General features: G+C 54.0%; 18 protein-coding genes and 1 riboswitch. Of the genes, 2 read left to right on the top strand and 16 right to left on the bottom strand.

Translation table 11 applies throughout. The features are described from left to right. Positions 1-20: 20 nt before the first annotated feature. A complete protein-coding gene (locus DXC90_RS00890; RefSeq protein WP_117734353.1) occupies positions 21-1,343 on the bottom strand; it encodes an ATP-binding protein in 1,323 nt (440 codons plus the stop codon). Between the two features lie 268 nt (positions 1,344-1,611). Further along, positions 1,612-1,702, top strand: a riboswitch (SAM riboswitch). Between the two features lie 8 nt (positions 1,703-1,710). On the opposite strand from DXC90_RS00890, the gene DXC90_RS00885 reads away from it, so the two are divergent. Next, a complete protein-coding gene (locus DXC90_RS00885; RefSeq protein ID WP_117734352.1) occupies positions 1,711-2,172 on the top strand; it encodes a hypothetical protein in 462 nt (153 codons plus the stop codon). Positions 2,173-2,484: 312 nt separating this feature from the next. On the opposite strand, the gene DXC90_RS00880 is transcribed toward DXC90_RS00885, so the two are convergent. The 13 genes from DXC90_RS00880 to DXC90_RS00825 form a co-directional block, all read right to left on the bottom strand. Continuing rightward, positions 2,485-3,699 (bottom strand): hypothetical protein, encoded by a 1,215-nt coding sequence (locus DXC90_RS00880; RefSeq protein ID WP_117734351.1) that lies wholly within the window; start codon positions 3,697-3,699, stop codon positions 2,485-2,487. A 5-nt stretch (positions 3,700-3,704) separates the two neighbouring features. Further along, a complete protein-coding gene (locus DXC90_RS00875) occupies positions 3,705-4,220 on the bottom strand; it encodes a hypothetical protein (RefSeq protein WP_117734350.1) in 516 nt (171 codons plus the stop codon). Beyond that, on the bottom strand, positions 4,221-6,203 hold the full coding sequence (locus DXC90_RS00870; RefSeq protein WP_117734349.1) for an AAA family ATPase: 1,983 nt from the start codon (positions 6,201-6,203) through the stop codon (positions 4,221-4,223). A gap of 8 nt (positions 6,204-6,211) precedes the next feature. Beyond that, on the bottom strand, positions 6,212-6,385 hold the full coding sequence (locus DXC90_RS09470) for a hypothetical protein (protein ID WP_158550187.1): 174 nt from the start codon (positions 6,383-6,385) through the stop codon (positions 6,212-6,214). Next, on the bottom strand, positions 6,378-8,570 hold the full coding sequence (locus tag DXC90_RS00865; RefSeq protein WP_117734348.1) for a DEAD/DEAH box helicase family protein: 2,193 nt from the start codon (positions 8,568-8,570) through the stop codon (positions 6,378-6,380). Before DXC90_RS00865 ends, DXC90_RS09470 begins: the two co-directional genes overlap by 8 nt. Before the next feature lie 126 nt (positions 8,571-8,696). After that, positions 8,697-9,848 carry an aminotransferase class V-fold PLP-dependent enzyme gene (locus tag DXC90_RS00860; protein ID WP_117734347.1) on the bottom strand — a complete coding sequence of 384 codons (1,152 nt, stop codon included), beginning with the start codon at positions 9,846-9,848 and terminating at the stop codon, positions 8,697-8,699. Between the two features lie 2 nt (positions 9,849-9,850). After that, positions 9,851-13,450, bottom strand: a complete 3,600-nt coding sequence (locus DXC90_RS00855; protein WP_117734346.1) for a hypothetical protein — start codon at positions 13,448-13,450, stop codon at positions 9,851-9,853. A gap of 10 nt (positions 13,451-13,460) precedes the next feature. Next, a complete protein-coding gene (locus tag DXC90_RS00850; protein WP_233502103.1) occupies positions 13,461-14,381 on the bottom strand; it encodes a DUF4007 family protein in 921 nt (306 codons plus the stop codon). Positions 14,382-14,391: 10 nt separating this feature from the next. Beyond that, positions 14,392-16,107 carry a phosphoadenosine phosphosulfate reductase family protein gene (locus DXC90_RS00845; RefSeq protein WP_117734344.1) on the bottom strand — a complete coding sequence of 572 codons (1,716 nt, stop codon included), beginning with the start codon at positions 16,105-16,107 and terminating at the stop codon, positions 14,392-14,394. Positions 16,108-16,489: 382 nt separating this feature from the next. After that, entirely contained in the window at positions 16,490-17,224 is a 735-nt protein-coding gene (locus DXC90_RS00840) for a 3'-5' exonuclease (protein WP_117734343.1), read from the bottom strand. Positions 17,225-17,679: 455 nt separating this feature from the next. Next, on the bottom strand, positions 17,680-17,886 hold the full coding sequence (locus DXC90_RS00835; protein WP_117734342.1) for a hypothetical protein: 207 nt from the start codon (positions 17,884-17,886) through the stop codon (positions 17,680-17,682). Between the two features lie 319 nt (positions 17,887-18,205). After that, a complete protein-coding gene (locus DXC90_RS00830) occupies positions 18,206-19,597 on the bottom strand; it encodes an ATP-binding protein (RefSeq protein WP_117734341.1) in 1,392 nt (463 codons plus the stop codon). A gap of 314 nt (positions 19,598-19,911) precedes the next feature. Beyond that, a complete protein-coding gene (locus DXC90_RS00825) occupies positions 19,912-20,532 on the bottom strand; it encodes a TetR/AcrR family transcriptional regulator (RefSeq protein WP_117734340.1) in 621 nt (206 codons plus the stop codon). A gap of 156 nt (positions 20,533-20,688) precedes the next feature. On the opposite strand from DXC90_RS00825, the gene DXC90_RS00820 reads away from it, so the two are divergent. Next, entirely contained in the window at positions 20,689-21,426 is a 738-nt protein-coding gene (locus DXC90_RS00820) for an SDR family NAD(P)-dependent oxidoreductase (protein WP_117734339.1), read from the top strand. 208 nt (positions 21,427-21,634) lie between these two features. On the opposite strand, the gene DXC90_RS09550 is transcribed toward DXC90_RS00820, so the two are convergent. Together DXC90_RS09550 and DXC90_RS00805 are read right to left on the bottom strand one after the other, a co-directional pair. Further along, positions 21,635-23,317, bottom strand: coding sequence for a molybdopterin cofactor-binding domain-containing protein (locus tag DXC90_RS09550; protein ID WP_233502094.1), 1,683 nt, complete (start codon positions 23,315-23,317; stop codon positions 21,635-21,637). Positions 23,318-23,329: 12 nt separating this feature from the next. Then, entirely contained in the window at positions 23,330-23,809 is a 480-nt protein-coding gene (locus DXC90_RS00805) for a 4Fe-4S binding protein (RefSeq protein WP_117734338.1), read from the bottom strand. Position 23,810: the final 1 nt, after the last annotated feature.

Raw genomic sequence — 23,810 nt, 5'->3', positions numbered from 1 at the left:
CCGGAAGAGCCAGCGGCACGTTACGGCTCCAAAAGCCCTGCCATAAAGATGGGCAGATACAGCACGTCACCATCGCGGTGAAGATTACATTCCGCAAGTACCAGGGCGCGATCGATTCCGTAGCCCTTCGTTGTCAGTGCGTTACCGAGCGCCGCGTGGCACTTAAAGCTCTTGCCCGATTTGACCTCGATGGCAAACACTTCCCCATCGAGCGTCTCTTCCACAAAATCGAGCTCACCGACCTTTTTGGACGTAAAGTAGCACAATCTAAACCCATGAGCTTTGAGCTCTTGGGCAACGAAGCCCTCAAACGCCGCCCCCATGTTCATGCCAAAGGCGCCTTCCGCCTCCCCATCAAAAACGCCTTGGGCGACCCTTTTGGAATACGACGACATGAGCATTCCGGTGTCCAGGTAAAACAGCTTGAACAGATTTCGTTGCTCCCCCAATAAAAGGGGTGCAACGGGCGCCGTTACGTTATACACGGGAAGCGCGACACCTGCCTCCGATAACCAGAGAAAATGATCTGTCACCTGCGAAAAACGTTTGACACCGTTAATCGATGACAGTTTGAATCGCTTGTTTTTGGAGCCGGCCTCGCTGGGAATCAAATCATAGATATCGCGAATAACCAAGCGTAGCTCGGGCGGAGCGTACTTTGCGATGTCATCACGATACAGGGCGTGAAGATCGCGGTGGATGTTTCGAACCTCGTCGACATTGCGCGTCGCCAAGAAGGAATTGACCGCGTCGGGCATGCCTCCCACCACCACATACTGATGGAACAGATCGAGCAAGCGGTCATACAGGTAGCCGGGGAGCTCCCCTTCATCCTTTAGACAGCCCCTGAGCATGTCAAACACGCTGGCACCAACGCCATTTGCCCAGCAAAACTCCTCAAAGTCGAGCGGGTACATCTGGACCTGCTCGACATACCCCACCGGCAGGGAATCGATGCCCTCGAGCTCAACGCCAAGGAGCGATCCGGTGAGGATGTATCGAAAGTCGCCGCGCTGGACCAGGTATTTGATAAACGTCACCACATTGGGGCATCGCTGCACCTCGTCGATAACCACGACGGTCTTGTTCGCAACCATCGGCTGCGTCGCAGCAATAGACATGCGCATAAGCAGGTCGTCCGCACTTTTCGCCGCCAAAAACGAATCACGCACGGACGCATCGGCGATAAGGTCGAACGTCACGATATTTTCGAACGATTCGTTTGCAAAGACATTGACCAAATATGACTTTCCTACCTGTCGGGCACCCTTGACCAAAAGAGCCTTGTTAGGCGACGAGGCAAGCCAAGATTCAAACCGTGCTTTCGCTTTTCTCTGCAGCATAAGCGCACCCCTTATTACGTGCTGTTTTAGCACTAGGATACACTTTTCCGTGATTGTTAGGTGCTCATTTCGACACTTTTCCGTAATTTGGGCGGCTCGAATTTGACACTTTTCCGTACTTTCATACGGCTGCTTTCGACACTTTTCCGGATGTTTGCCGAATAATTGCCGCGCAATCAAGCGTCGCTTGCACGTCATTTCGCAGGCGGCGCTTGATTTCTGTCCGCGCGCGCTGATAGACTCCATCTTGCCCGCAAGGAGCGGGCGCGTTTTATCCAGAGTCGGGGTAGAGAGTTGGCTCCACGATCCCGACGCCAACCGGCCAAGAGACACGGTGGCCCTGCCAACATCGATGAAAGGAGTCCGTATGGACAATTTCTCCGTGCGCAGTGAGCGCAACTTCCACAACCTGGCAGCCAAGCCAAGACGAATGCATCTTCTAGACGAGCCGAATGGCTACGCCTCGGCCATGGTCAAGAGCAGCCTCTCCCACCAGATGCGCTTTACGGTGGAGAAGCTCGAGGAAGAGCTTTGCGCCGCCGGCAATCCGCACGCGCTGCAGATCAAGCTTCTTGGAGACGATTCGCGCGAGCCGTCTAGCTGGAAGCTCTTCGCCGACGGCGTGTGCGTTGCGGACGGATCCGGCACCTTTGCCCGCGAGTGCTTCTGCGAAGGGGCCGAGACGTTTCTGGACCTGTGCCGCGACGCCGTGCGCGCGGCCGAGCTGCGCCAGTGGAGCCAGAGGGAGTATGAGCTGTTGAGTGCCGCACGCGGGATCGCGATGGCTCAGACGAACGCCAACGGCGTCATGGTGGCGTTCAGTCGTTGACCACACGATGTCAAAAGACTGACACTTGTGTATGCCTTTTGACATACACAAGTGCCAGCGCGATTCATTCGTAATCGACAGGACCTTTTACTCGCCGCCTGCTGTACAGCCAATTACAGCGTTGCAAGAACCCTGGAAGCAGATCAAACGCTCAATTTGCTCTTAATAGAGCCTTATTCCGAAGTCTCTCACAACCAGTGATTTCGTCACTTCGCATTTCGATTAGCCAGAATGTCTGAACTCCAATCATTATGTCGATGGTCGCACGAGAAGCTTCTCCGTCCGCGTAGTAAGTGTTGCTAAAGGAATCACTCAACCCAAAAGCTCAACAACTCCGCTTTCGAATGCTTGAGGGAATGCAAAAGACCTTGACGTACCTCGGAACTCGGCACTCACATATAATTCGGTCTCAGCAAGCGAAGACTGATTAACACAAGTAACAACGCCCTCTCCAAGGCCGGCGTGTCTGAGATGACTTCCAACTGGAGGCGGGGTTTTACCAATAGATACAACATGAAGAGTTGAAACCACCTCGGAGCCTCGTCCAACCCTTCCCTCTGAGTTACCTTCAAGCCAATCCAGAAGAGCGATCGGATCGCCCATTAAGTCAGACGGCGGGCTCAATATAGAAGCTGAGTTCTTTTTGTCGCTCATATCATCTAATGAGCTGAAGCCCTCATCGTCGTCTAGGCCGAGACTATGCGCCTCCCACTCAAGATCGTCGAGATCGACATTATCTGCCTGGTCGATTTCCTTAGGCGAACTATCGATATAATCATCACCATATTGGGTAGCGTAAGTGTTAAGCACCGTCTCTATCGCTTCATTTTGATCTTCGCGAGTAAAGGCCGAAAGATCGATCATGGAAGAAAAGTTGATGGAAGGAAGGACGACCTCATAGGCTGCAATATTGCGCGATAGCGGGTATTTGTAGTAGTCCCTTATTGCTTCGAATTCCAAAGAATCAAACAAGTCGACCGAGCTTAGAAGCGAACATGATCCGACATGAATTCTATCGAGCTGCCCCGTATCGACTGTATCTGGCGTAAGCCAGTCCGATAGGTAGATGGCTACAGAGTCCTCATCCGCCGCCTGGAGGAAAGAAAGCAAAACGGATTCTTCGCTTCGGAAAAAAACAATACTTGGATTATCGTTAAATTTCGAAAAAACCGCATGAATGTTGTAGGCGGCCTCACTGCGCAAGGTACCAGCGTCTTTTAAATCAACAGCGTAGATATCGACGTTAGCAGATGGTTCTTCGTAATCGGTGCTATAAAATACGGCAAGTTTCGCGCACTTACCAATCAGGCTCAATGCGAACCTGTCCTCGTCGGTAAGAAATTTATCCTCGGGTAGAAGTGAATACACGAACCTGCTGGGCGAACAGGCGGCTATATCAGCTTCTTTATCCTCATCTAGATACCCTAAGTTTGAAAAAAAGCACACAGCAGCACCGTCAATTGGCAGAGCAATCAATTGATCAAACCATTGATATTCGTCATCAAGCGTAACGGCGCCGTCGTTCAACGCATTCATCCTTGCATAAGAGACTCTAGTTTGTCGGAAAAATCTACGCCATCAATTTCGTCTTTAAAGGTCTCCATGACATCCATGGCGCGATCAAGATACTCGTCTGCCGTTGTGCCATGACCATCTATGAATTGCTCGTACATCTCTTCGATTCCCCCGCGCACATACGAATTGAAGAGCTCCATATTGGCGACTAGTTTATCAGGAGAGGCATCATCTGCATCATCGCGAAATGCGCGGTCGATCCTCTCTTGCGCATCTAGGCCTGAAGTATCATCGAGCAGCATTGCAAGACGATATAGGAGAACGCATCTGCTGCGTTCCTTTTGTAGGGTGTCGGCAAGAATGCTCGCCGAAGCGCTCCCGGAATCCTTCTCCGCGCGACGGTTATGCAAAAGGCCAAAAACGGCGCCGTTCATATAGACATCAATGTAACGAGCATACAGCTTCGCATCATCTCTGAAATACTTAACATAGGTGGCGTGTTTGCCGGTCAGCGTGATATCGCGTTCGAACATTTATGCCTCCTTCAGTTCCGAGTGTTGTTCGCTTATCTTTGAAAGCACATAGCTGGCGCCAACCCTGCCTTCAAGTACGGGCTTAGCATAACGCCAATCTTTATTCATTACGAACATAATGACCTGCTCCGAGGCCATGGGCAGCTCTTTCGAAATGTTTGCAATGTGGGTCTCATCGGTGTTCGAGAATGGCGCATCCATCACAAGCGGGTACGGTTCCGAGGAAAGATCGTACTCCTGTTTGCCAAGTTTGGTTACGACCTTATCCTTTGCAATCGAGACGAGGCCGGCTATGAATGCAAAGTTCTTGACTCGATTAAGACCCTCTGATTCGCCAGTCATCTTACTCGTGCCATTTAAATCGGTAACTAGGTTTACCTGATAGTTCGCATCGATAACAACACGCCTCTTGCCGTGATACATCTTTTCGAAGATAGTGTTCACCCGTTCCTGCAGGGTTTCGCGAATCTCAGATTCTTTCTCAGAATATGTCTCGTTTAACCATTGAGATATAGCCTCGGCATACCTGATATAGAGAATTATTTTCTTGTTTTTATTAGAGGCAACAGAAAAAAGCTCGTAGGTCTTGCGCGCCTTTTCAGCCTTGGCCTTCAGAGCGCCGTCCTCTCGCATGAGAGCATCACGCTGACTTGCCTTCTTCCTGATTTGCCTTTTGACATCGTTTCTTGCCGCCTCATATCGACCGAGATCCGGGAGTTCCTCTATTTTAGAACTGAGTGAGTCAATATCGTCGTGCGCCTGATCGATGCGCTGCGACGTTGTATAGACATTCGCCTTGCGGTCGTTCATGCTAGCAAGGATGCGGTTGATATCGCCGGCCAGATTGACGATGTCTCCCCGGAAGTTCTTGACCGCGTTTCCGATAGACTCCGGCGGGCAATAGCGCATTTCGGTTTTAATATGCTCCACGGCGTCCGCATGCTCACTGAACTTCAGACCACAAATGCAAACCCCCCTTTCGAGAATCTCCTCCAGAGCCGGCTTAGTCAAATCCTTGATCCCCTTGTCATCGAGCTCAGCATCCTTCAACAGAAGCTCTGCCTTGTTGACGAGAGGCACAACGAAGTAACGGAGAGAATTATCGCTAAAATCGTTCCTTAGGAGACTCTTGGTCCTTTCCACAGCAGCCTCATCGCGAGAAACGTCGGCCTCAAGCTTCATTTTTTTAGCTTGCAGCGCTTTTGTATCTTCGTTATCTCGAAGCTTCTCATCGAGTTGCGCCTTCTGCGCACTCAATTGCTCCAGCTCGCCGTCACACTCAACAAGCTGGTTTTTTATCTCGTCGCACCTATCGGTCGCATCCTGCATAATCCTAAGAGCTTGAGCTGCCCGTTCGTCGCCATCCTGGTCCATGGAATCGTAGAGTTTTCCGATAACAGAACGTTTGTGACTCTTATCACCAAGGTGCTTTATGGCGTTGTAGAGCACGGACAGACCAACCAGATCTTTGACGGAGGAGCTGAGGTCCTTTCTTGCGCTGACGGACGCAACGCGCTCCGTGTCAAAGAAGAAATAGCTCGAGAGATCTTCCGGAAGAATCGATTTGATGACCTCATCGACTTTGCCTGGATTAATCGGCTCGGATTGTCCATCTGGCTTGAGAAAGCTCATTTTCTTCGTAGGCGCGTCGCCTCGTACATTTCCACCAATCTTAGAATAAGTCTGTTTTCTCAAAAGAGAGTAGAGTCGATTATTGTGAACGAGCTCAATCTCGACCTCAACGTCGGCGGTCTCGCCATTTCCCATCCTATCGGCAACGTCGTAATTCAGAAGCATTTCCGGATTGAGCAGGTTTACCTTTCCGTAAAAACACCAGTTGAAAGCTTGAAGCAGCGTCGTCTTGCCGAATGTGTTGTCGCCAAGGATAACGGTGACGTTCTTGTCGCTGTCGACTGAGAACTCAACACGCTGAGATCCTTCGTATTGTCTGAAGTTTAGTAAGCGGAGTGATTTGAGCAGCATTGGTTCTCCTAGTAAGTCCTATCGGCGACATTCTTGATGGTACTGGTGATTAGATCAATCATTCCATCGTTGGTCTTCGCTCGCGTGTTGTTGTTGTTGCGCTCGGCCTCGAGAATCATGCATTTCATCTGGTTGAGCTTGTTCTCATCAATCTCGATGGGCGCGGTATCGTTTTTAAACATAGTCTGTCTCCTCGCTGTCGGGTTTAATATCGAATGCGATCGTCAGCTCAGTCGTCGCACTAATAGTCTCTGCGGGGTTCTCTGCAATTGCGGCAAAGTCCTTCATTCGAGCAAGCTCTCTGGACACAAGGGACTTCGAAGAAGCCGCGATATCGGGTGGGTAGTCTCCGATGTCTTCTGCAGGCATGGGAAGAGTGACGAAATCGTAGATGGTTGCAGAGCGCTTTCCCTCAGCAAGTCTCAAAACACGCCCGCGTCTTTGGATGTACTCTTTGGGATTGGTGCTGCTCGCAAGAATAAAGGCGGTCTCGATAGAGGGAATGTTGACTCCTTCATCGAGGCATCGAATAGCGACGAGCGCTTGCATCTGCTTTCCTTCGGCAAATTCTTTTTGAAGCAGCTTCCTTTTCTCCGCATTCTCCCGTGAAGTGAACTGAGACACCTTCATATGGAGCTCATTGCCAAGCATGGATGAGACAGCATCAATCTGACGTATTTCCCCTTCTTCTGGGCAATCTTCCATATAGCCAGGGTCCTGAATAGTCGTTGACCCGCAGTAAACGAGCATATGGCTCTTGTCGACAAAGCCTCGCATCAGTTCTTTAAGCTTATTCACTTTTGCATTAGCGCCCGCAACGAGGGCGGCGCGCTTGATCAGGAGCATCTTTGCGTGTTCCGTTAGCTCGGATTTGCTCTTTGCACCAGTCGAGGCGACTGCTTTTGCGATTTCCTTCGACAGCGCGACGTATTGCTCTAGCTCATCCGATTCGAGGTAAACGAAGACCGGGTGATAGTAGTATGGCGTCAGCATATGGTTTCTGATTGCATCCTCGAGAGAGTATTCGATGCATTTCTCGCCGAAGAAATCGAAAAGGGCCTTGGTTCCGTCCTCGTCTCCATAACGCTCAATCGTCGCAGACAACCCGAGCCTGTATCGAAAGTTTCTTGGCAATGCTTTGATCGACTTCTCCGCACCGAGATTATGGGCCTCATCGACAACAATTAGGCAATTGCCATTAAGCTTGCCAATCTGCTCTTGCATGAAGGGCAGCCCGAAAGTTGCGTTAGTCGTTACGATACAAAAACGTCGGATTACTCCGAGTTTGAATCCCCCAACAGCATTGCGAACCCTGTCTTTCCAGTTTTTTTGCTTTGAGGCAGAGTGGCACACGATGGGCTTCATCCCAAAAGCGAGGATATCCTCTTTCCATTGCTCGACCAAATGTTGGTACGGACAGACTATGACAACGCCAAGATTATGATTAACGGTTTCGGAAAGTCGGCAGACAGCCGCGAGGGCAGTCAGCGTTTTGCCCGTACCTGTCGCCATATCGAAGATGCCCCTGAAGTCGTTGGCTTCCCAGTTTCCGACAGCTTCTTTCTGGTAATCGCGGATTCCGTCACGAAACCATTCCGGGAGCCTTGGAGCATCATCATTTGGTTCCGTTGCAGCCGCCTTATCTTCTTCATTCATGCCATCCGGCGTAATCTCGCATGCGTTGGGATCGATACCATCGCTAATCTTGTACCGGTCGACAATGGCTTGGCTTACTTGGGGGAAGTCAACTACAGTGACGCCTGGCTCATAATCGCCCCACATCGCAGTAAACGCAGAGACCTTATCGTTCACGCGGTCGGCGTCTTGGGACCAGGACGTGTAAACATCGATCGATTCGTAGTTGCAGTGAAAAGCGTTCTCAGACTCGTTCATGGAACCAGAGAAGGCAACGATATTGCCGTCGGCGTCATACATCAATCCGAGCTTCTCATGGAACATACCCATTTCGCCATCTCGTTCAAGAAAAGCGATTTTAATCGTTAGAACGCCAGAGGCGATAAGATTTGAAAGAAGATTCAGACGCGCCTGCTCAAACTTGCCCTTAGGCTTGTCGAGCTCGCGGAGCAAGGCCTCTAAAATTACATCATCGCGCCGGGAAACGCCGTCTCGAATGGCTTCAATGTCGGCGTCCGATAAACGAGGAGAAGCGATTACCTCAATCGTACCGTTATTCTTGATGAGGCCCTTAAGACCCTCGGTAAGACTAATTAACGCGGAAGACGAAAAGAAGCCAACCGCACGTCTATAGAGGACCGCTTGGGAAAGAAGTGGCGTATAGAAATCACGGACAACATCGCGCGATAGCGATCGATATTCTCTTCTGATATCCAAATCAACAAAGCTCACCGAAACACCTCCGTCTGACGATTTATTTATTATAAGGCGGCTTATAGGCTTGTCAGACAATAAGTGACTTATCCACTGGGGATAAGTTCGGCAGATGGTTTGGTTTTATCAATGGGCGGCTATTTTTTATTCATCGATGACGTCCAACGCTCGTTCCAGTGTCTCGAACTCGGCGTCGCCGGTCAAAGCGCTCACGCTGAAGCGAATTGTTCCAGCGGGTAGAGTGCCGAGAAAACGATGGGCGTATGGGGCGCATTGAATGCCGGAGCGCACAGCAACCCCACATCGGCCAAGGACCATTTCCCCTTCATCCGGTGAGTACCCGTCAAACAGAGCAGACACAACGCCTATTCTCTCGCATTCCATGCCTTCGCCGATGAGAGAGCAAAACCCGGCGGACCTCAGGCACTCCAAAAGCCTGTCCCGATTCTCCATTTCGATTTTGCGAATCGCTTCCAATCCCTGCTCGAGCAGCCAATCTGTGGACGCCTTAAGCCCCGCGATTGCATACGTGTTTTGGCTTCCGATCTCTTCCATCTGGACGATATTCTCAGGGAGCCGCTGCTCGACCGAGTTGATGCCATTCCCGCCAAAAAAAACGGGCCTGAGCTCGGCTCCGCGATTGCAAATAAAGCCTCCGATGCCAAATGGACCATATAAGGTCTTATGGCCCGCGAAGACTGCGAAATCAAACAGATCGCTGGAGAGCTGAAGCGGGAGCAAGCCAGCAGTCTGGCTCATATCGATAACGGTCGTTGCGCCATAGGCTTTAGCCATTCGCGCGACAGTTTCCACAGGAACGACCGCGCCGCATACGTTGCTAGCGTGAGTCATCACAACGAGCCTCGGCGGCTGGGCAACAAAGGCTTCCTCGATTTCCTCATATCGGGGCACAAACGTCTCGTCATCAAATGGCAGAATCTCAATCCTTATACCAGTCGTTTCGGCCAAATGGAATAAAGGCCTGGTTACAGCGTTGTGCTCAAAGGGCGTGCAGTAAACAACGTCGTCTTTGGCGAGGTTCAAGCCAAGAAGAATGCGGTTTAAAGCATCGGTCGCCGAAGCCGTAAAAACGACCTCACCCGCAGGGCAGTCATAGAGCTTCTTCAGGTTGCTCTTTGCTGCTTTGGCGATTTCGCCGGCAGCAACGGCCAGAGCGTTGCCTCCCCTGCCGATATTGCCGCCGGAATTGCGATAAAAAGAGTCGGCATAGTCATAGACGACGCTCGGCTTCGGAAAAGTGGTCGCCGCATTATCGAAATAAGCTGTTTCTGGCATAGCTAGCAAAGCCTCCTCAGAACATCGAAAACGACCTGTCTCTTTTCCTCAGGGGAAAGAGCACCGCCCATCTCATCCAAGCACGCAAGAAGCCCAGTCTTAAGAAGCTTGGCGCGCCGGGACGGGATAACGACCGGGAACGTTTTTTCCCTAAGCACGCCGCCCTCGTCGGCAAACCTGATGCTCAGACAGGCGGATTCATCTTCAGTCGTTCCCGCTTCATCGACGGTTGATTCGACCTCAGTTTTCATACCTTGAACGATTCGGAGGAAGTCATCAAATCTTTCGTCATTCCAGTCGTCGATGCGAAGCGCGGTCGCCGCCTTGGCAATTCTGTTGATAGTCACGAAGTCGTCGCCCGTTGAAGTAACCACAGCTTGAAGGACTTGATTGTTGATACCCGAATAGACGCTCGTTTGCACAGCCGGATGGGTGTCAACCCAATCCCTCAAAACGGATGAAAGACTTGCGTCCTGATGCGCATCGGGACCGAACAACGCCATCAAAGCGTGCGCTAGCCCCTCGACGCAGTCGCGCAGATATCCATCGCACTCGTCCTTCTCGTTTTTGAGCGCGTAAATTAAGGCGTCCGAATCGCAAGGCTCTCCGAATATCGAGGGAATTTCCTCGAACAGCAGCTTGTCGGTGTCGCAATCTATTTTCTTTATCGCCTTAAAGAAACGCTTCCTTACGCTCGAGATGGGCTCCGCCCCACCATGGGAGCGATCAATATTGGCATTACGGGTCATCTGAGGAAGGGCCACATACCAGAGGCGCATGGCATCGACAACGTCCGCTCGCGTAGCCCTATCGGACTTGCATCCGAAAACCCCTGCGGCCTTCTTCACGTAGGCGTCCATCTCGGGGGACCAGTTGAGTCTTGTCAGGCGGTAATCGCTTGGATTCTTTGCGATGTCGTCGAAGAGGGTCTCGTTAATGGACCGCTCTTCGCCATTGAAGGTTATCTTGATCTGCTCCCTGTAGCCCCTGAGAACGTAGGCAAGATAGAGAGGGATCGGGCCCATTCGCAAGCCGATGCCGAGATCGCGCCCCATCAGTTTATCGTAGAGCTCTGAAAAGGGCGTGTTGTCAGCAGTTTCTATAAAGTCCTTGATGGTATCGATGACTGCTTCAATGCCTGCCTCTGGAACGCCGGGTTCGTCAATTGCTTTCGCGATATCCTTGATGAGTCCAGTCTTCTCGAATGCGCTCCTCGCCATGGACGTCTCCTGGCCGTTGCCCACGAAGCCCAGGTTTTGGGCAAGCGTAGGCGCACACAAAGCCTTGAGAATCTTGGTTCGGCTGCTGAAGGCCGTTCCCGTTAGGTCGTTTTTGTTGAGGGACTCACTGGTTATTCTTGGCGTTGAGCCGAAGACTTCGTCGCAAAGCAGAGACAGCTCTTCGGAGAGCTTCCGCTTGCGTGTAACAACCTTCTTCTGACTCCCGTTGACGTAATAGAGGGATTGCCTCAGCTCTGGCTGAAAGAAACCGGCAATATAGCCGTTGACGATTTCCGAGTAGTCCTCGATGACTATCTCGTATTCGTCAGCAAGCGCTGCATCGTCGGCTGCCTCCTCCTTCAACTGCCTTGCGGCCTCAAGCCGGTAAAGCGCCTCATCGATCCTCGTGAACGACCTCGGTACAACCGCAACGGTCAGCTTTTCACGCGAAAGCTCATTCTTGGCAAGGTCTTTCAGCTCAACGAGCTCATCCGGTGTCGAACAGTAGACTCCGACAACTTGACCATCCGCCACCCAATCGTTGCCGGTGTCGAGGATATGATCGGGCCTCACCTCTTGCTCGCACCATTTCTTTAGCGAGGATGCGTCAACGAAGCCACACTCAAAGAACCTGACCATGCCTTTGTCTTCGTTGTATCGAGACGGGTACAGGGCCATATTTCCGATTTCTCGGTTAAGCGCCGCTTCGCAGGTCATCATGCTGCGGAGCGAGCCAGCTCGATTGAAAACCTCTGCATCCACATGAACGCCAGTGGTTTCTTTGAGTTTAAGATATGCGTTGCTGCGCCTCAGGTAGACGATTGAGTCTCCTTCGACAAGGCGCGTAATGGCCTCATCGACCTCTTTTGCTCCCAATCCGCAGTCGCAAAAGAGGTCGAGGAGGGTCTCCTTGGTTGGCTCCACTCGATCGTATTGCGCGACCGCGTCGATTGCGGCAACGGTTTTTATGATGCGTGCCTCGAGAGAGACGGGCTCGACGCGCGAAAGGGATGCGCGAGCAAGCTCGTACACCCTATGGAGGGGGCTCGTGTACATTTCCTTGCGAAGGAGGGGCTCGAAGTAGTCGTAAATGCAGTCGGGAGTAACGAACTCTGCCGACTCCGCCAGAACCGCCGACATGGTTTTGTCGCCTTCGGCGCACAGGAAGGTGAACAGGGTTCTCTCGTTCTGGGCAACTTTCTCAGACAGCTTCGGGAGCAAGAACGCCGTCAACGGATGCAACGGGTAGCAACCACGCACAACGACATCGGACATATTGCCCGCGAAAAGTCCATTATGAACGTAGCGTCCCTCGATTCGCGATAGAAGCGCTTCATGATCGCAGCGCCAACGGCTCCACTTCGTGGAATCCTTGATGATCGCCGAAGACATAAGCTCGTAGGACTGGTTCTCGTCGTCGGACATTTCGATTTCTTCAAAGCGACCGGACACGCCGCGCCACCCATCGACCTTCTCTTTGGGCAGGTCGGCGTCAATGTAGTTCGAGATGCTTTTGTGGCTAATAAGCAGAAGATGTAGCTGCTTTTCTGCACCGCTCCTGTTGCATGCCTCGGCAAAGTCCTGAAGAAGCCTCGTGTCTTCAACGGTGGCTCGTCCTATGCTCGTCTCTAGATACTTGCTGAATTCGTCGTAAACGACATAAAGACCGCTAACGCCGCGCTCGGCAAGGCCGAAGAGCACCTGCTCGTATACGGAAAGCACGTCTGCTCCGTCGAGCACATCAAACGTGCTACCCGAGGTCAATCTTGGGTAGGCGGCAACGAACTCTTCATACGTTTCAGTTTCCAGGGCGCGCAGTTTTGCGACTGTCGTGCCGTAGGTCAAGCCCGTAAGCTCTTCATATCGTTTCAGCGTGCTCGGATAATCGCGGCGCCATCTGTCAAGTACTCTAATTGCGCCGTCGTAATTCGTCGAAGGCATAAGATCGGTGGAATCGCAAAGCTTCAGGGCATTTCTGAGCGCGAAAAGAAGCGAATGGCGAAGATCGGACGTGCTTCCCGAAATAACGACGGGAAGCAAGCGCTGGCCATCTTGAACGAATCTGTCGAAGGTCTCTGCAAAACCGCTGTTTCTGCGCCTGTATGCGTTTGTGATTCTCTGAAATGCTCCGGGGTCTTTGCACCACATCGCCATCAGCGCCGCGAGCACGACATGGGACTTACCCTTGCCGTAGGCGCCGACGAGCAGCTTTGCCCGCTGATTAGAGGGGGCAATAACATCGCCCAAGATGCGCTCAAGGTAGCGACAAACGGAATCGGTGGGAATGAGGCCCTCGATTTTCTCTTTGGAGCCGAAGTCGAATTCGATGTTTATCGATGTTTGAAAGTCCTTGTTGGGGACGACCATATCTTTTAGGTTCACGGGAGCGCTCCTAACCAATAATCTCGTAATAGCGCTCGAGGCAAGCGGTTGCAGTCATGCCTGGCTCATTGAGACGAACGACGTCGAGGCCAGCAGTGCGATTTATACGGACATAGCCTTCGCCCTCAAGTTCGTAAAGCTTGCCAAGAAGCGCCACGGCGTCAAGGTTGAAAACCCTTCCGGGCGAGCACGGCGCATCGAGCAAGTCAGCGAGCCTTATCTCTCGTCCGAGAGGGCTGTCCATGCGTTCTTGGAAATCCACCATCGTGCAGATGCAATAGAGCACCAGCAGCTCAGGAAGCATGGCGGGATTAGCGCTCGTTTTGCGAAAGCTTCTTGCGCTGCGGCTCTCGATGCTCACAAGGCCGAGTTCGCCGAGGGGACAATCGATAACGCTCTCAGGCGAGCCGCCCTTCTTGCCGGCATAGCCGTGCGCGACGTAAGTGTTGATGATGCAGTTGAAATCGTCCTCGAGCGACTTAAGGGACACATCCTTCTTGTCGTTGTAGGTGAAGATGTAGCGCTCAAGGGCGCGAGTAAAATCCTTTCGCGTAAAAACGCTCATACCGAACTCATTGAAGAAAAAGTACCAGGAAGCGGCGCCCTCTAGAGCGGATGCGAGGTTGCAGTGAAGCGCCCAAAGCGTACCGATCTCCTCCGTGTACGGGTCGTTTTCATAGATAAGCTTACCTAGCGCCGTAAGAACGTGCTCGCGATTGCGAGATCCCTTCCTGTAGTCCACAAGACCAAGCGTCTGCATCCAATAGCGCAGTGCCACGACCTGGTTCGAGCCCAAACCTAGCTCGTCCATCGCGGCCTTGCTGTTGCTCGGCATAAGAAGTGCAGCATTATCGGGATTCGCTATTGTGCGGAGGCCTTTTCCGAGCCATCCTTTGCGCACAGCAAAAGACTGGTGTGCCTTGAACTTCATCTGCATGACGTTACTCTTCCTTGGTTCTGAGGTACTTGCGCATGAGGCAACCGCCCTCAAGATACTTATCGGTTACGCACTGTCGACAGTGCACGCACTTCTGCGGGTCAATTCGGTAGCCGTCCGACGTAATGCTGATCGCGCCGAAACGACACAGGCCTTCGCATTTGAGGCACTGCCTGCAAGCATTGAACTTAACGACCTGGTACTTCGCCATGCGCAGCAGCGTCTCGGCATCAGAGGTCTTCAGAACGCGTACTTTTACGGCGTACTCGTAGCCAGGTTGCGCGAAAGGCATAACGGAGATAAGAGGCTCCCTCGTGCGGTGATCGACGATGACTTTCTCGTCGAGTAGCGGACGGCCGAGGCCAGGCGCATAATCGCCTATGGGCGTCATTAGGCCCACCAATTCGTCTGAGTAGGGTCTCTCAAGCGAGAAGATGGTCGCGCTGTCGTCGGTGGCGCAGTGGCTCGCCTCAACAATAACAGAGCTTGCAGCGGCAAGACCGTTGCCCCCTTGGCGCGCTTTCCACTTGCCCGTGTCGACGTATACCTCCGGGTCCGGTTTACCGATGCGGCGCGCGAAATCAACTAGAAAGCTACGCCATTTAGCCGCAGCTTCTGGCATGTAGATTTGAGACAGGAATTGGGCTCGCGCGTTGTTGTTTGGGCAGCACCAGCAGCCCACGCGCTCATAACCGAGACGGTAGGCATCGTTGAAATCGATTTTTTCACCAAGTATGTACAACCAAACGTCAAGGTCATTCCAATAGAAAATTGGTGCCGCAACCGTCTGCCGCTGAATCTTGACGGACTCAGCGCTGTCCTCAATGCGATTGTACTTGCTACGCGAGACCGACTCTCCCTTGCGAATGCCGTAGAAGGTCAAGATGGGCTCATCGCCGAAAAGCCCTTTGAATGCTCGCGAAATCGGCCCCGTTTTGAACATCGAACAACACCACCGCATCATTCGCGCCGGCGGACCGATGACCTCGGCCATATCGTAAAAATCCTGTTCGTAGTTACGCGCAGTCTTGAAAATCGCCAAAGGATGGTTGGCGCGAAAGCGCTTTGCATACTCGGTAGTACTAGGAAACTCGAGCGTAGTATCGCCGAATATATGAACGAGGTAGGGGTCACTTAAGGCGCGAACAGCAATATCGGCGGTTACGGTCGAATCCTTGCCGCCCGAAAAAGAGACAACGAGGTTTTCCTCGGGATAATTCTTGGAGGCGTCGACGACGAAAGAGCACGCCTCGCGCACGATGGCGTCAAGATGCTCATGGTTCGCTTCAACAAAAACATCGACGTAGCGATCGAATGCATCGTAGCTATTCTCCTTGGCATATTTGTCAATCTGCGACCTGACCTCGATTGGGTTAGAGGAAAGGAATTCGGCAACCGCAATGTTCGTTGCCTTGCCATTGACGTAATACTTGCTTCCCGAAGCCCACACGGATTCATGAATATATGCAAGGGGTTTCCCCGTCATTACCTCAAAAAGCAGCCTTTCCTCTGGAAAGACGGGGCGCATATCTGCACAAAGATACTTTGCCTCGTGCCCGCAAATCGGGCATTCGATTTTTCGGTCCCCCGGGATGTGAATCAACGGGATGTTGCAGCTGCCGCACCAATAAACGACATGAGGAGCCTCTTCGATTGTCTCTCCGCCGCATTCAGGGCATGTACCGCTATCGGTGAAGCGGTTGCATTTTGTGCAGTACATTGCCCCTCCTTTTAAATATTCAGCCCATTGGATGCTGACATCCAATGGGCTGAAGTGTAGCAGACAATCAAGAAAATCAGAAGGAGGCACCTTTGATTGGCAAATCAAATAAATTTTTAATTTATCAAAACATCAAAGAAATACAATGGCTATTAAACATAGTCGTTTGCACAGGCAATCTCCCGTGATCGAATACGTCAAAAACTATTATGAACAATAATATCCCATCGGATGGACGCTTCAAATATCTCCAAGACCGTAAGGCGTGCTTGTTCGCATAGCATAAACCAGTCAGGGCTCCCTAAGCCCGCACGGCGCGGGTCGAAAAGAGCGCCTCCGCCTTTTTATTCTCCTTATGCACACTAAACACCAAAAAAGTCCCCTACCTCCCCTCCGCCTTCAGCTTCAGCAGCAGGTCGCCCAGCTCGGGGCACTTGCTGGAAAGGCGCGTCTGGGGTCGCTCGCCCATCCCCCACCGTTGGCGGACTTCCTGGGCGCGCGGACTCACGTGATAGTCCCCCTCCATCGCCTGCTTGAGCAACTTGGCGGTTACGCGCGCATCGGCCAGAGCGCTGTGGGCGTGACCCGTCGACTCGTCAAACTCGATGCCAAACCACGTTGCCGCGTCGCCCAACGAGACGCGCCCGTGGCTGCCCACGTCCATGATCGAGGTGTAAAACGCCTGCAGGTCGGCCCAATCCGTAGGAAATGCGGAAAGGTCGATGTGCTTTGCCTGGCACTCGGTCAAAAGCTGTCGGCGATCCGTCCCGCTCCAGCAAACTATCTGGGCGGAGTAGCGACCGATCCAATCGCTGAGCCTTTTGACCACCATGTAGAGCGGATCGGCCATCGCGGTGTCCACGGCCGATATACCTGTGAGCTCGCGGACGGGGAACGCAACGCCTTCGGTAAATTCCGTCTGCACAAACTGCGAGAACTCGCCCATAACGTTGCCGTGGTAATCGAGCTTGACGGCGCCGACCTCGATAATCTCGTTGCGCAGCCCACGTCGCTGGCGCTGTTTTGGCACCGGCGCAAACTCAAAGTCCAACACAATCTGGCGCGCAAAGTTCGTCGTATCGATAGCCGAGATACCCGGCGTCTTTTCAGCTGACACGGTTAGGGCCTTTCTCCGTCAACTGCCGCTTGCTACATAGGCGGCTACATTGCCGTAAGGATAGGCACCCGCGCGGACATGAAAGCGGGGCGCAATGCCATGCGCCGGTCGCACGCCATGCAGACGGCCCCAAGAGAATCGCCCGCTCTATTCAAATGCATGAAAAAGATTTAGGCCCGGTGACTTGAATCAGCGGTCATCCCGGGCCCATCAGAGCTCGTAGAGCTCTTGGTTGCTTTGGTCTCGCTCTTCACGGCGCTTATCGAACTTTCCGAGGCACTCAAGCAGCATTCGAAGCATAACAAGTCGCTGCCATTAAGGCACTGACCTCTTGACCAAGCAACGGCGCTGCCCAGCTATCACCCTTGGGCTGCCGTCAACTTTATTCTATCCGCGAGCATCTGGTTTACCAAATGGATTTTCGGTAAAGGAAGCACGGCACGCCCGCAAAACCACTACGCCCCAAGTGCCGCCATGGGAATCACCGCCACGCCGTCGTCGCGTGTGTAGGCAATGCTCCCCTTTCCAACCACAACCGCCAAAAACGCCGGCGCGGCGTTCTGGGCGGCAGGATTGGAGAGCACTTTCCTCTCCAGCGCCTTGAGATTTCTCGCTCCATCGTCTGCCTTCGCATCACTCAGCTTGACCTCGATGGCTCCCATCCGCACAGGTCCTCGGTCAGCTTGAGCCTGTTGAAGAGGTCCAAGTACGCAGCGATGATCCTCTCGTCGGGGCCCGCCTCACCGTACGAGGCGTCCTTTATGAGCGTCTTGTACGTAACAGCTTGGCTCTCGTTCATGGCAAGAGCTCGCAAAAGGCCGTGTGCAAGCTCGGGCGATCATGCGATATGCGAAATTACGCCATTCTCAATGCTGTTTTTACGCTACTTTCAATGTAGTTTTTACGCCATATTCATTGAAGGTTTTACGCTCGGCATCCTTAGCGAGACCCATTCCGAGCATCACATCAGAGCGCGCTTAGTTATCTCCGCTCGCACATCTCGGCAAACGAAATCAGCTTGGTATCTCCCCTGCTCTTCGCAGCTTCCTGACATCCTTGCGTAAAGCCACGCTTCGAGAAGATCACGTAGCTTTTTTGCTGCCGCCTAAAGAGCTCGCTTCGATGCACGAGCTTTTGCAGCACGTCTTCGCCCGCCGGTTCATTGCGCCATTTGCACTCCGCAAACAGCGCAGCGCCCTCGCCATCGTCAACGATCAAGTCGATTTCTTCCTGCGTATGCGTGCGATTATCCGTCCCCCACCAGCGCCCGACGCTCGCCGGAACCACATCGAGCTGGCCCGCGCGCGCGAGTTCGTACACGTATTGTCTGCATATAAGCTCAAAGACCGTACCCATGTAATCCGATATGTGCGGCTCAATGCGCTTATACGCCATCTCGGCCATATCGTTTTGAATCAGCCCGATGTTCTGCGGCACAAACTTGTACCAGAACCTAAACATCTGGTCGCTCAGCAGATACACGGCTCGCTTATTGCTCGTCTCGTTTAGGGGCAGCTCGCGCTCGACAATTCCAAGCGACGCCAGCTTATCCACATAGCTCTTTACATTGCTTGCAGGAATTCCCGTAGAGCTCGCAACCTCCGAGATTCTCGAGCGCCCCTGAGCAATTGCTTGCACGATCGCATCATACTGCTCGGGATTACGGCACTCTTGCAAAAGCAAGTTGCTCGGCTCCTCAAAGAGATAGCCCGTAGGGGTAAGGAATAGACGTCTGATGTTGTCCTTGAGCGATGCGGCGGAATCGACTTTCTCGATATACGCGGGAATGCCGCCCGTCATGCCATAGCAAACCGCAGCGTCTTCGCGATCCATGTCGTGCCACATGCCGAGGGTCGTCGTAAAATCGAGCGGTATGATCTTAAACCGGGCCGTACGCCTACCGTATAGTGGGCTCTCGTAGCCCAACACCTGTTCCTCCATAAACGAAAGAGACGAGCCGCATAGAATCAGCATGAGCTTGGTCTCTTTGTACAAGTGATCGATCTTGTCTTGCAGCAACGAGCTAATCTCGGGATTTGATTGAGCGAGATAGGGATACTCGTCAATCACGACAATCAAACGTTCCGCGCGGGCCATGGTGGCTAACGCATCGAATGCCTCGTCAAAACTACGAAACGACACACCTGCAGCACCAACCGAGCCCGCAAGTATCGCCTGGCTAAAGCCGTGCAGGTTTGCCTCTGCGTTAGTACGACGAGCTTGAAAGTAAATAGCCTTCTTGCCTTGGATGAACTCTGTGATAAGACGCGTTTTACCCACACGACGACGGCCGTAAATCACAGGCATCTCAAATGAACCCGCGTCATACAGTCGATTGAGCTCGGACATTTCCGCTGTTCTTCCGATAAACATAGGGCCTCCCTTCCTTTACGTTATAGCTAGCTATATTATACCTTCCTATAATATAGCTAGCTATAACGTAATATGGCAATCGGCACGCATGCGAAAGAGGCGGCGCCCCGCCACACGTGGAATGTCCCGGAAGCACCGAGGCAAATCCGCCCTACGAGCGCTTGTCGGACTTTCCAAGGCACTCAAGCAGCGTTCGAAGAAAAAGAAGAGGGGTCGACGCCGTTAAGGCATTGACCCCTTGATCTAAGTAACGGCGTCGCCCAGCTTTCCACCACTTGGGCTGCCGTCGACCTTATTTTACCCGCGGCACTAATTTAGGACAGCTCGGCAAACGAGATCAGCCCAACGTCTCCCCTACTTTCCGCGCCATCCGAATTGTCAAAACGCAAGGCGTCCCCCGGCGACAAGTGGTCAATCACCCCTGCGATGCACTTGGCCATTTGTGGTGCAGCTGGCTCATATCCGTGAGCATCCCAGTAGCGCAGATAATCCGCGAACTGGCGCGTGGTCGCATAGTAGAACAGGTCATAGTCGAGCTCGGCATCGGAGCAGTTGGGGCGAGCGTTCGCCATAATGCGAAAATCGACGAGCGCGCACGCACAGAACTCATCGAAGCCGTGCCCAGGAATCTGCGACGACAGAATGGCATGGTACTCCGCTCGATGCTGCATTACGTGTTCGAGGATATGCCGCACCATGTCCTCCATGTTGCACTGCGAATCGCGCAGATCGTTCGCGAGGATTCGAGCATACATCGCGGTATGCTCTTTGACGAGCGCGGCGGCGAGCGCATTTTTGTCCGAGAACTGACGGTAGAAACCCGTGCGTCCGTAGCCGCTACGACCGATGATGTCACTCGCCGTTATCTTGGAATACGACTTTGTTCGCAGTAACTCGACAAGTGCCTCTAAGTATGCTTTCCTCGAGCGATTCATGGATTACCGGCTTCGCAAAATGAATGATGGTTAATTATGTGTTCTCTTATGAACACTTTTGGATATTTTATCCCCTAGTAATGCCGAATGAAATAGACCAAACTTAGTTTATCAGCGGTTTTGATACCGTAATTCGCAACATAACGGAGGGAACAGATGGGTAAACTTGATGGAAAGGTCGCAATCGTCACGGGCGCGACGTCGGGCATTGGCCAGGGTGTCGTCTGGTGCTATTGCGAGGAAGGTGCCAAGGTCGTTTTCTGCGGTCGACGCCGCGAAAAGGGCGAGGCATTCGAAAAGGAGCTCCGCGATGCTGGGCATGACGCGACCTTTGTGCAGGCGGATATGACAAACGAGCAGGATGTCGATATGCTCTTTTCCGCGACCATCGAGGCGTATGGCAAACTCGATATCTTGGTCAACAACGCCGGCATGATGACTAACTTCCAGGTCGAGACCATGGACATCGCCAACGATTTCGACCGCGTGATGGCCCTCAACCTTCACAGCTACGTCTATGCCACGCAGCTTGCCGTCAAAGCCATGACGGACGGCGGCGCAATCGTCAACGTCGCAAGCATCGGCGGCCTTGGCGGTTGCCCCGGTATGAGCAGCTACGGCGCCAGCAAGGCGGCCACGCTCTCGTTCACTCGCTCGATGGGCGCGGAGCTCGCTCCCAAGGGCATTCGCGTCAACGCCATCTGTCCCGGAACGATCTTCTCCGAGATGATGCCGCGCGACGGCGAATTCACCCAATACACGCTGGCAAAGATTCCCATGGGTCGCGGCGGAGAGCCGCGTGAGATTGGCACGGTCGCCGTGTTCTTTGCGAGCGATGATTCCAGCTACGTAACGGGAACGCAGCTCATCGTCGACGGTGGCATGACCGCCTAGACATGGTTGCCGCACACACCGCGGCGCTTGGGCGATTGAGCGATGCGGCGGTTTTTTGGTTCTGCCTCATATAATCCAATGCCTCCTGCCCGGCCCTTCGAAAGAGGGGTCGGGCTTTTGTTGTGACCGAGGGGCGATGGAAGGCACGGCATATACAGTTGATGTTGAGCGCGGACGATCTGTCAGCAATGGCCGTCCGCGCTCTACCCTAGCCGCGGTGACGGATGCGGCTGTAGGGCGTATCCACCATGGGCAGATTTGGACGCAGCTTGCCGTCAAACGCGCGGTAGGCGTTCTGTACGGCGGGCGCCGTGGAGATCGTTGCGATCTCGCCGATGCCCTTGCCGCCGTATGCCACGGGCAGCAGCTCGTCCTTCTCCACGTAGATGGCGTGGATATCCGGAATCTCGGGCGCACGGAACAGCCCAAGCGTACCGTATCTTGCCTGGGGTACGCAGTCCTTGAGCGGCCAGTCCTCGGTAAGCGCATAGCCCATACCCATGAGCACGCCACCTTCGATCTGACCCTGGATGGAGATGGGGTTGACCACCTTGCCGGAATCGTGCGCGGCATAGACCTCGCTCACGCGGCCGTCATCGTCCAAAATGACCACATGTGTGGCAAAGCCGTAGCAGATGTGGCTCTTGGGGTTGGGAACATCCGCACCCAGCTTGTCGGTCGGCTCCAGGTACACGTAGCCAAACTCACATCCCTCGAGCGCCTTGATGGCGGCCGCGGGATCCTGAGGATGCATACCCTGGCCGGCGACGAGCTCCTGCGTGTGCAGCTGATAGGCGCGACCGTCGTCGTACTCGATCTTGACGCCGTCGCCATGCGCATTCACGGGAGCGGCGGGCGCAGACTTGCCGGCCTCGATGTCAAGCATGGCATCGCGCAGCAGGAAGGCGGCACCGCGCACGGCCTCGCCAGTCACGACCGTCTGTCGCGAGCCAGACGTGGTGCCGGAGTCGGGAGCGTTCTCGGTGGAGCACTCGCCGTTGGCAATGCAGTGAAGCGGCAGGCCACATGCCTCGGCAACGTCCTGCAAAAAGACGGTGTTGCAGCCCTGGCCGATGTCGGACGTGGCGGCGTAGACCACGGCGCGGCCATCCTCGACGCGAATCTTGCAGCGGCCGGCATCGGGCAGGCCAACGCCCACGCCGGCGTTCTTCATGGCGCAGGCGATACCGGCGTGTCCGGGATGCGCATAGTAGGCATCCTTGACCTCGAGCAGCGTCTCCTTAAGCGCCGTGGAGCAGTCGGCAATCTGGCCGTTGGGCAAAACCTCGCCCGGCTCGATGGCGTTACGGTAGCGGATCTCCCACGGATCCAGGCCGACCTTCTCGGCCAGCAGGTCGATCAGGCTCTCGAGCGCAAACTCGGACTGGCAAACGCCAAAGCCGCGGTACGCGCCGGCGGGCGGGTTGTTGGTGTAGTAGCCAAAGCCGCGAATGTCGGTGTTCTGGTACTTGTAGGGGCCGACGGCATGCGTACAGGCGCGCTCGAGCACCGGGCCGCACAGCGACGCGTAGGCGCCGGTGTCAAAGTTGATCTCGCAGTCCAGGCCGGTAAAGTTGCCCTCGGCGTCGCAGCCCAGCGTAAAGGTGCCGTCCATGGCGTGGCGCTTGGGATGGAACGCGAGCGACTCGGCACGCGTGAGCTTGCACTTCACAGGACGCTGGAGCTTATAGGCAGCAAGCGCGGTGGTCAGCACGCACGCCTTGACGGCCGCACCGTCCACATGGATGGTGCCGGTGCCGCAAGCGCTTTCGGAGCAGCCGTCCTTGGCGGAATGGATATGCAGGTCGTCGCGCAGATAGCGCAGCAACAGTTTGTTTTGGGTTGTCGTGCGCTCGACGCCGTTAACGGTAAAAGTGAATTCCTGTGCCATGGTGATTCCCTTCTACACGCCGGCGGCGATGCCGGTGCGATCGTGGATGGCGCCATGCGGGCAGACGACGGCGCACATGCCGCACGACAGGCAGTCCACACCGTCGATATGGGCGCAGTTGTCCTCGATGCGGATTGCGCCGGCAGGGCACTTTTTGGCGCACATGCCGCAACCGATGCAGCTCATGTCGCAGATCTTGCGGGCGATGGCGCCCTTATCGGTGTTGTTGCAGCGCACCAGGATGTTCTGGTAGCCGGGGACGAAGGCGATCACGCGCTGCGGGCACGCCATGCCGCACAGGCCGCAGCCCGTGCACTTGGAGCGATCCACGCGGGCGATGCCATCGACCAGTGCAATGGCGCCGTGGGGGCAGGCCGTGACGCAGGCGCCGCAGCCAATGCAACCTTCGCTGCAGCGGGCGTCGCCGCCTGCGGAGGCGCAACCGCTTCCGCAGGCAACGTAGGCCACGTTATGTTGAATGGATTTGGCCATA

It is taken from the genome of Collinsella sp. TF09-1AT, from assembly GCF_003436895.1.
Lineage (GTDB): Bacteria > Actinomycetota > Coriobacteriia > Coriobacteriales > Coriobacteriaceae > Collinsella.
The sequence above is the reverse complement of the archived record's forward strand: the minus strand, read 5'-3'. Positions and strand labels throughout refer to the sequence as shown.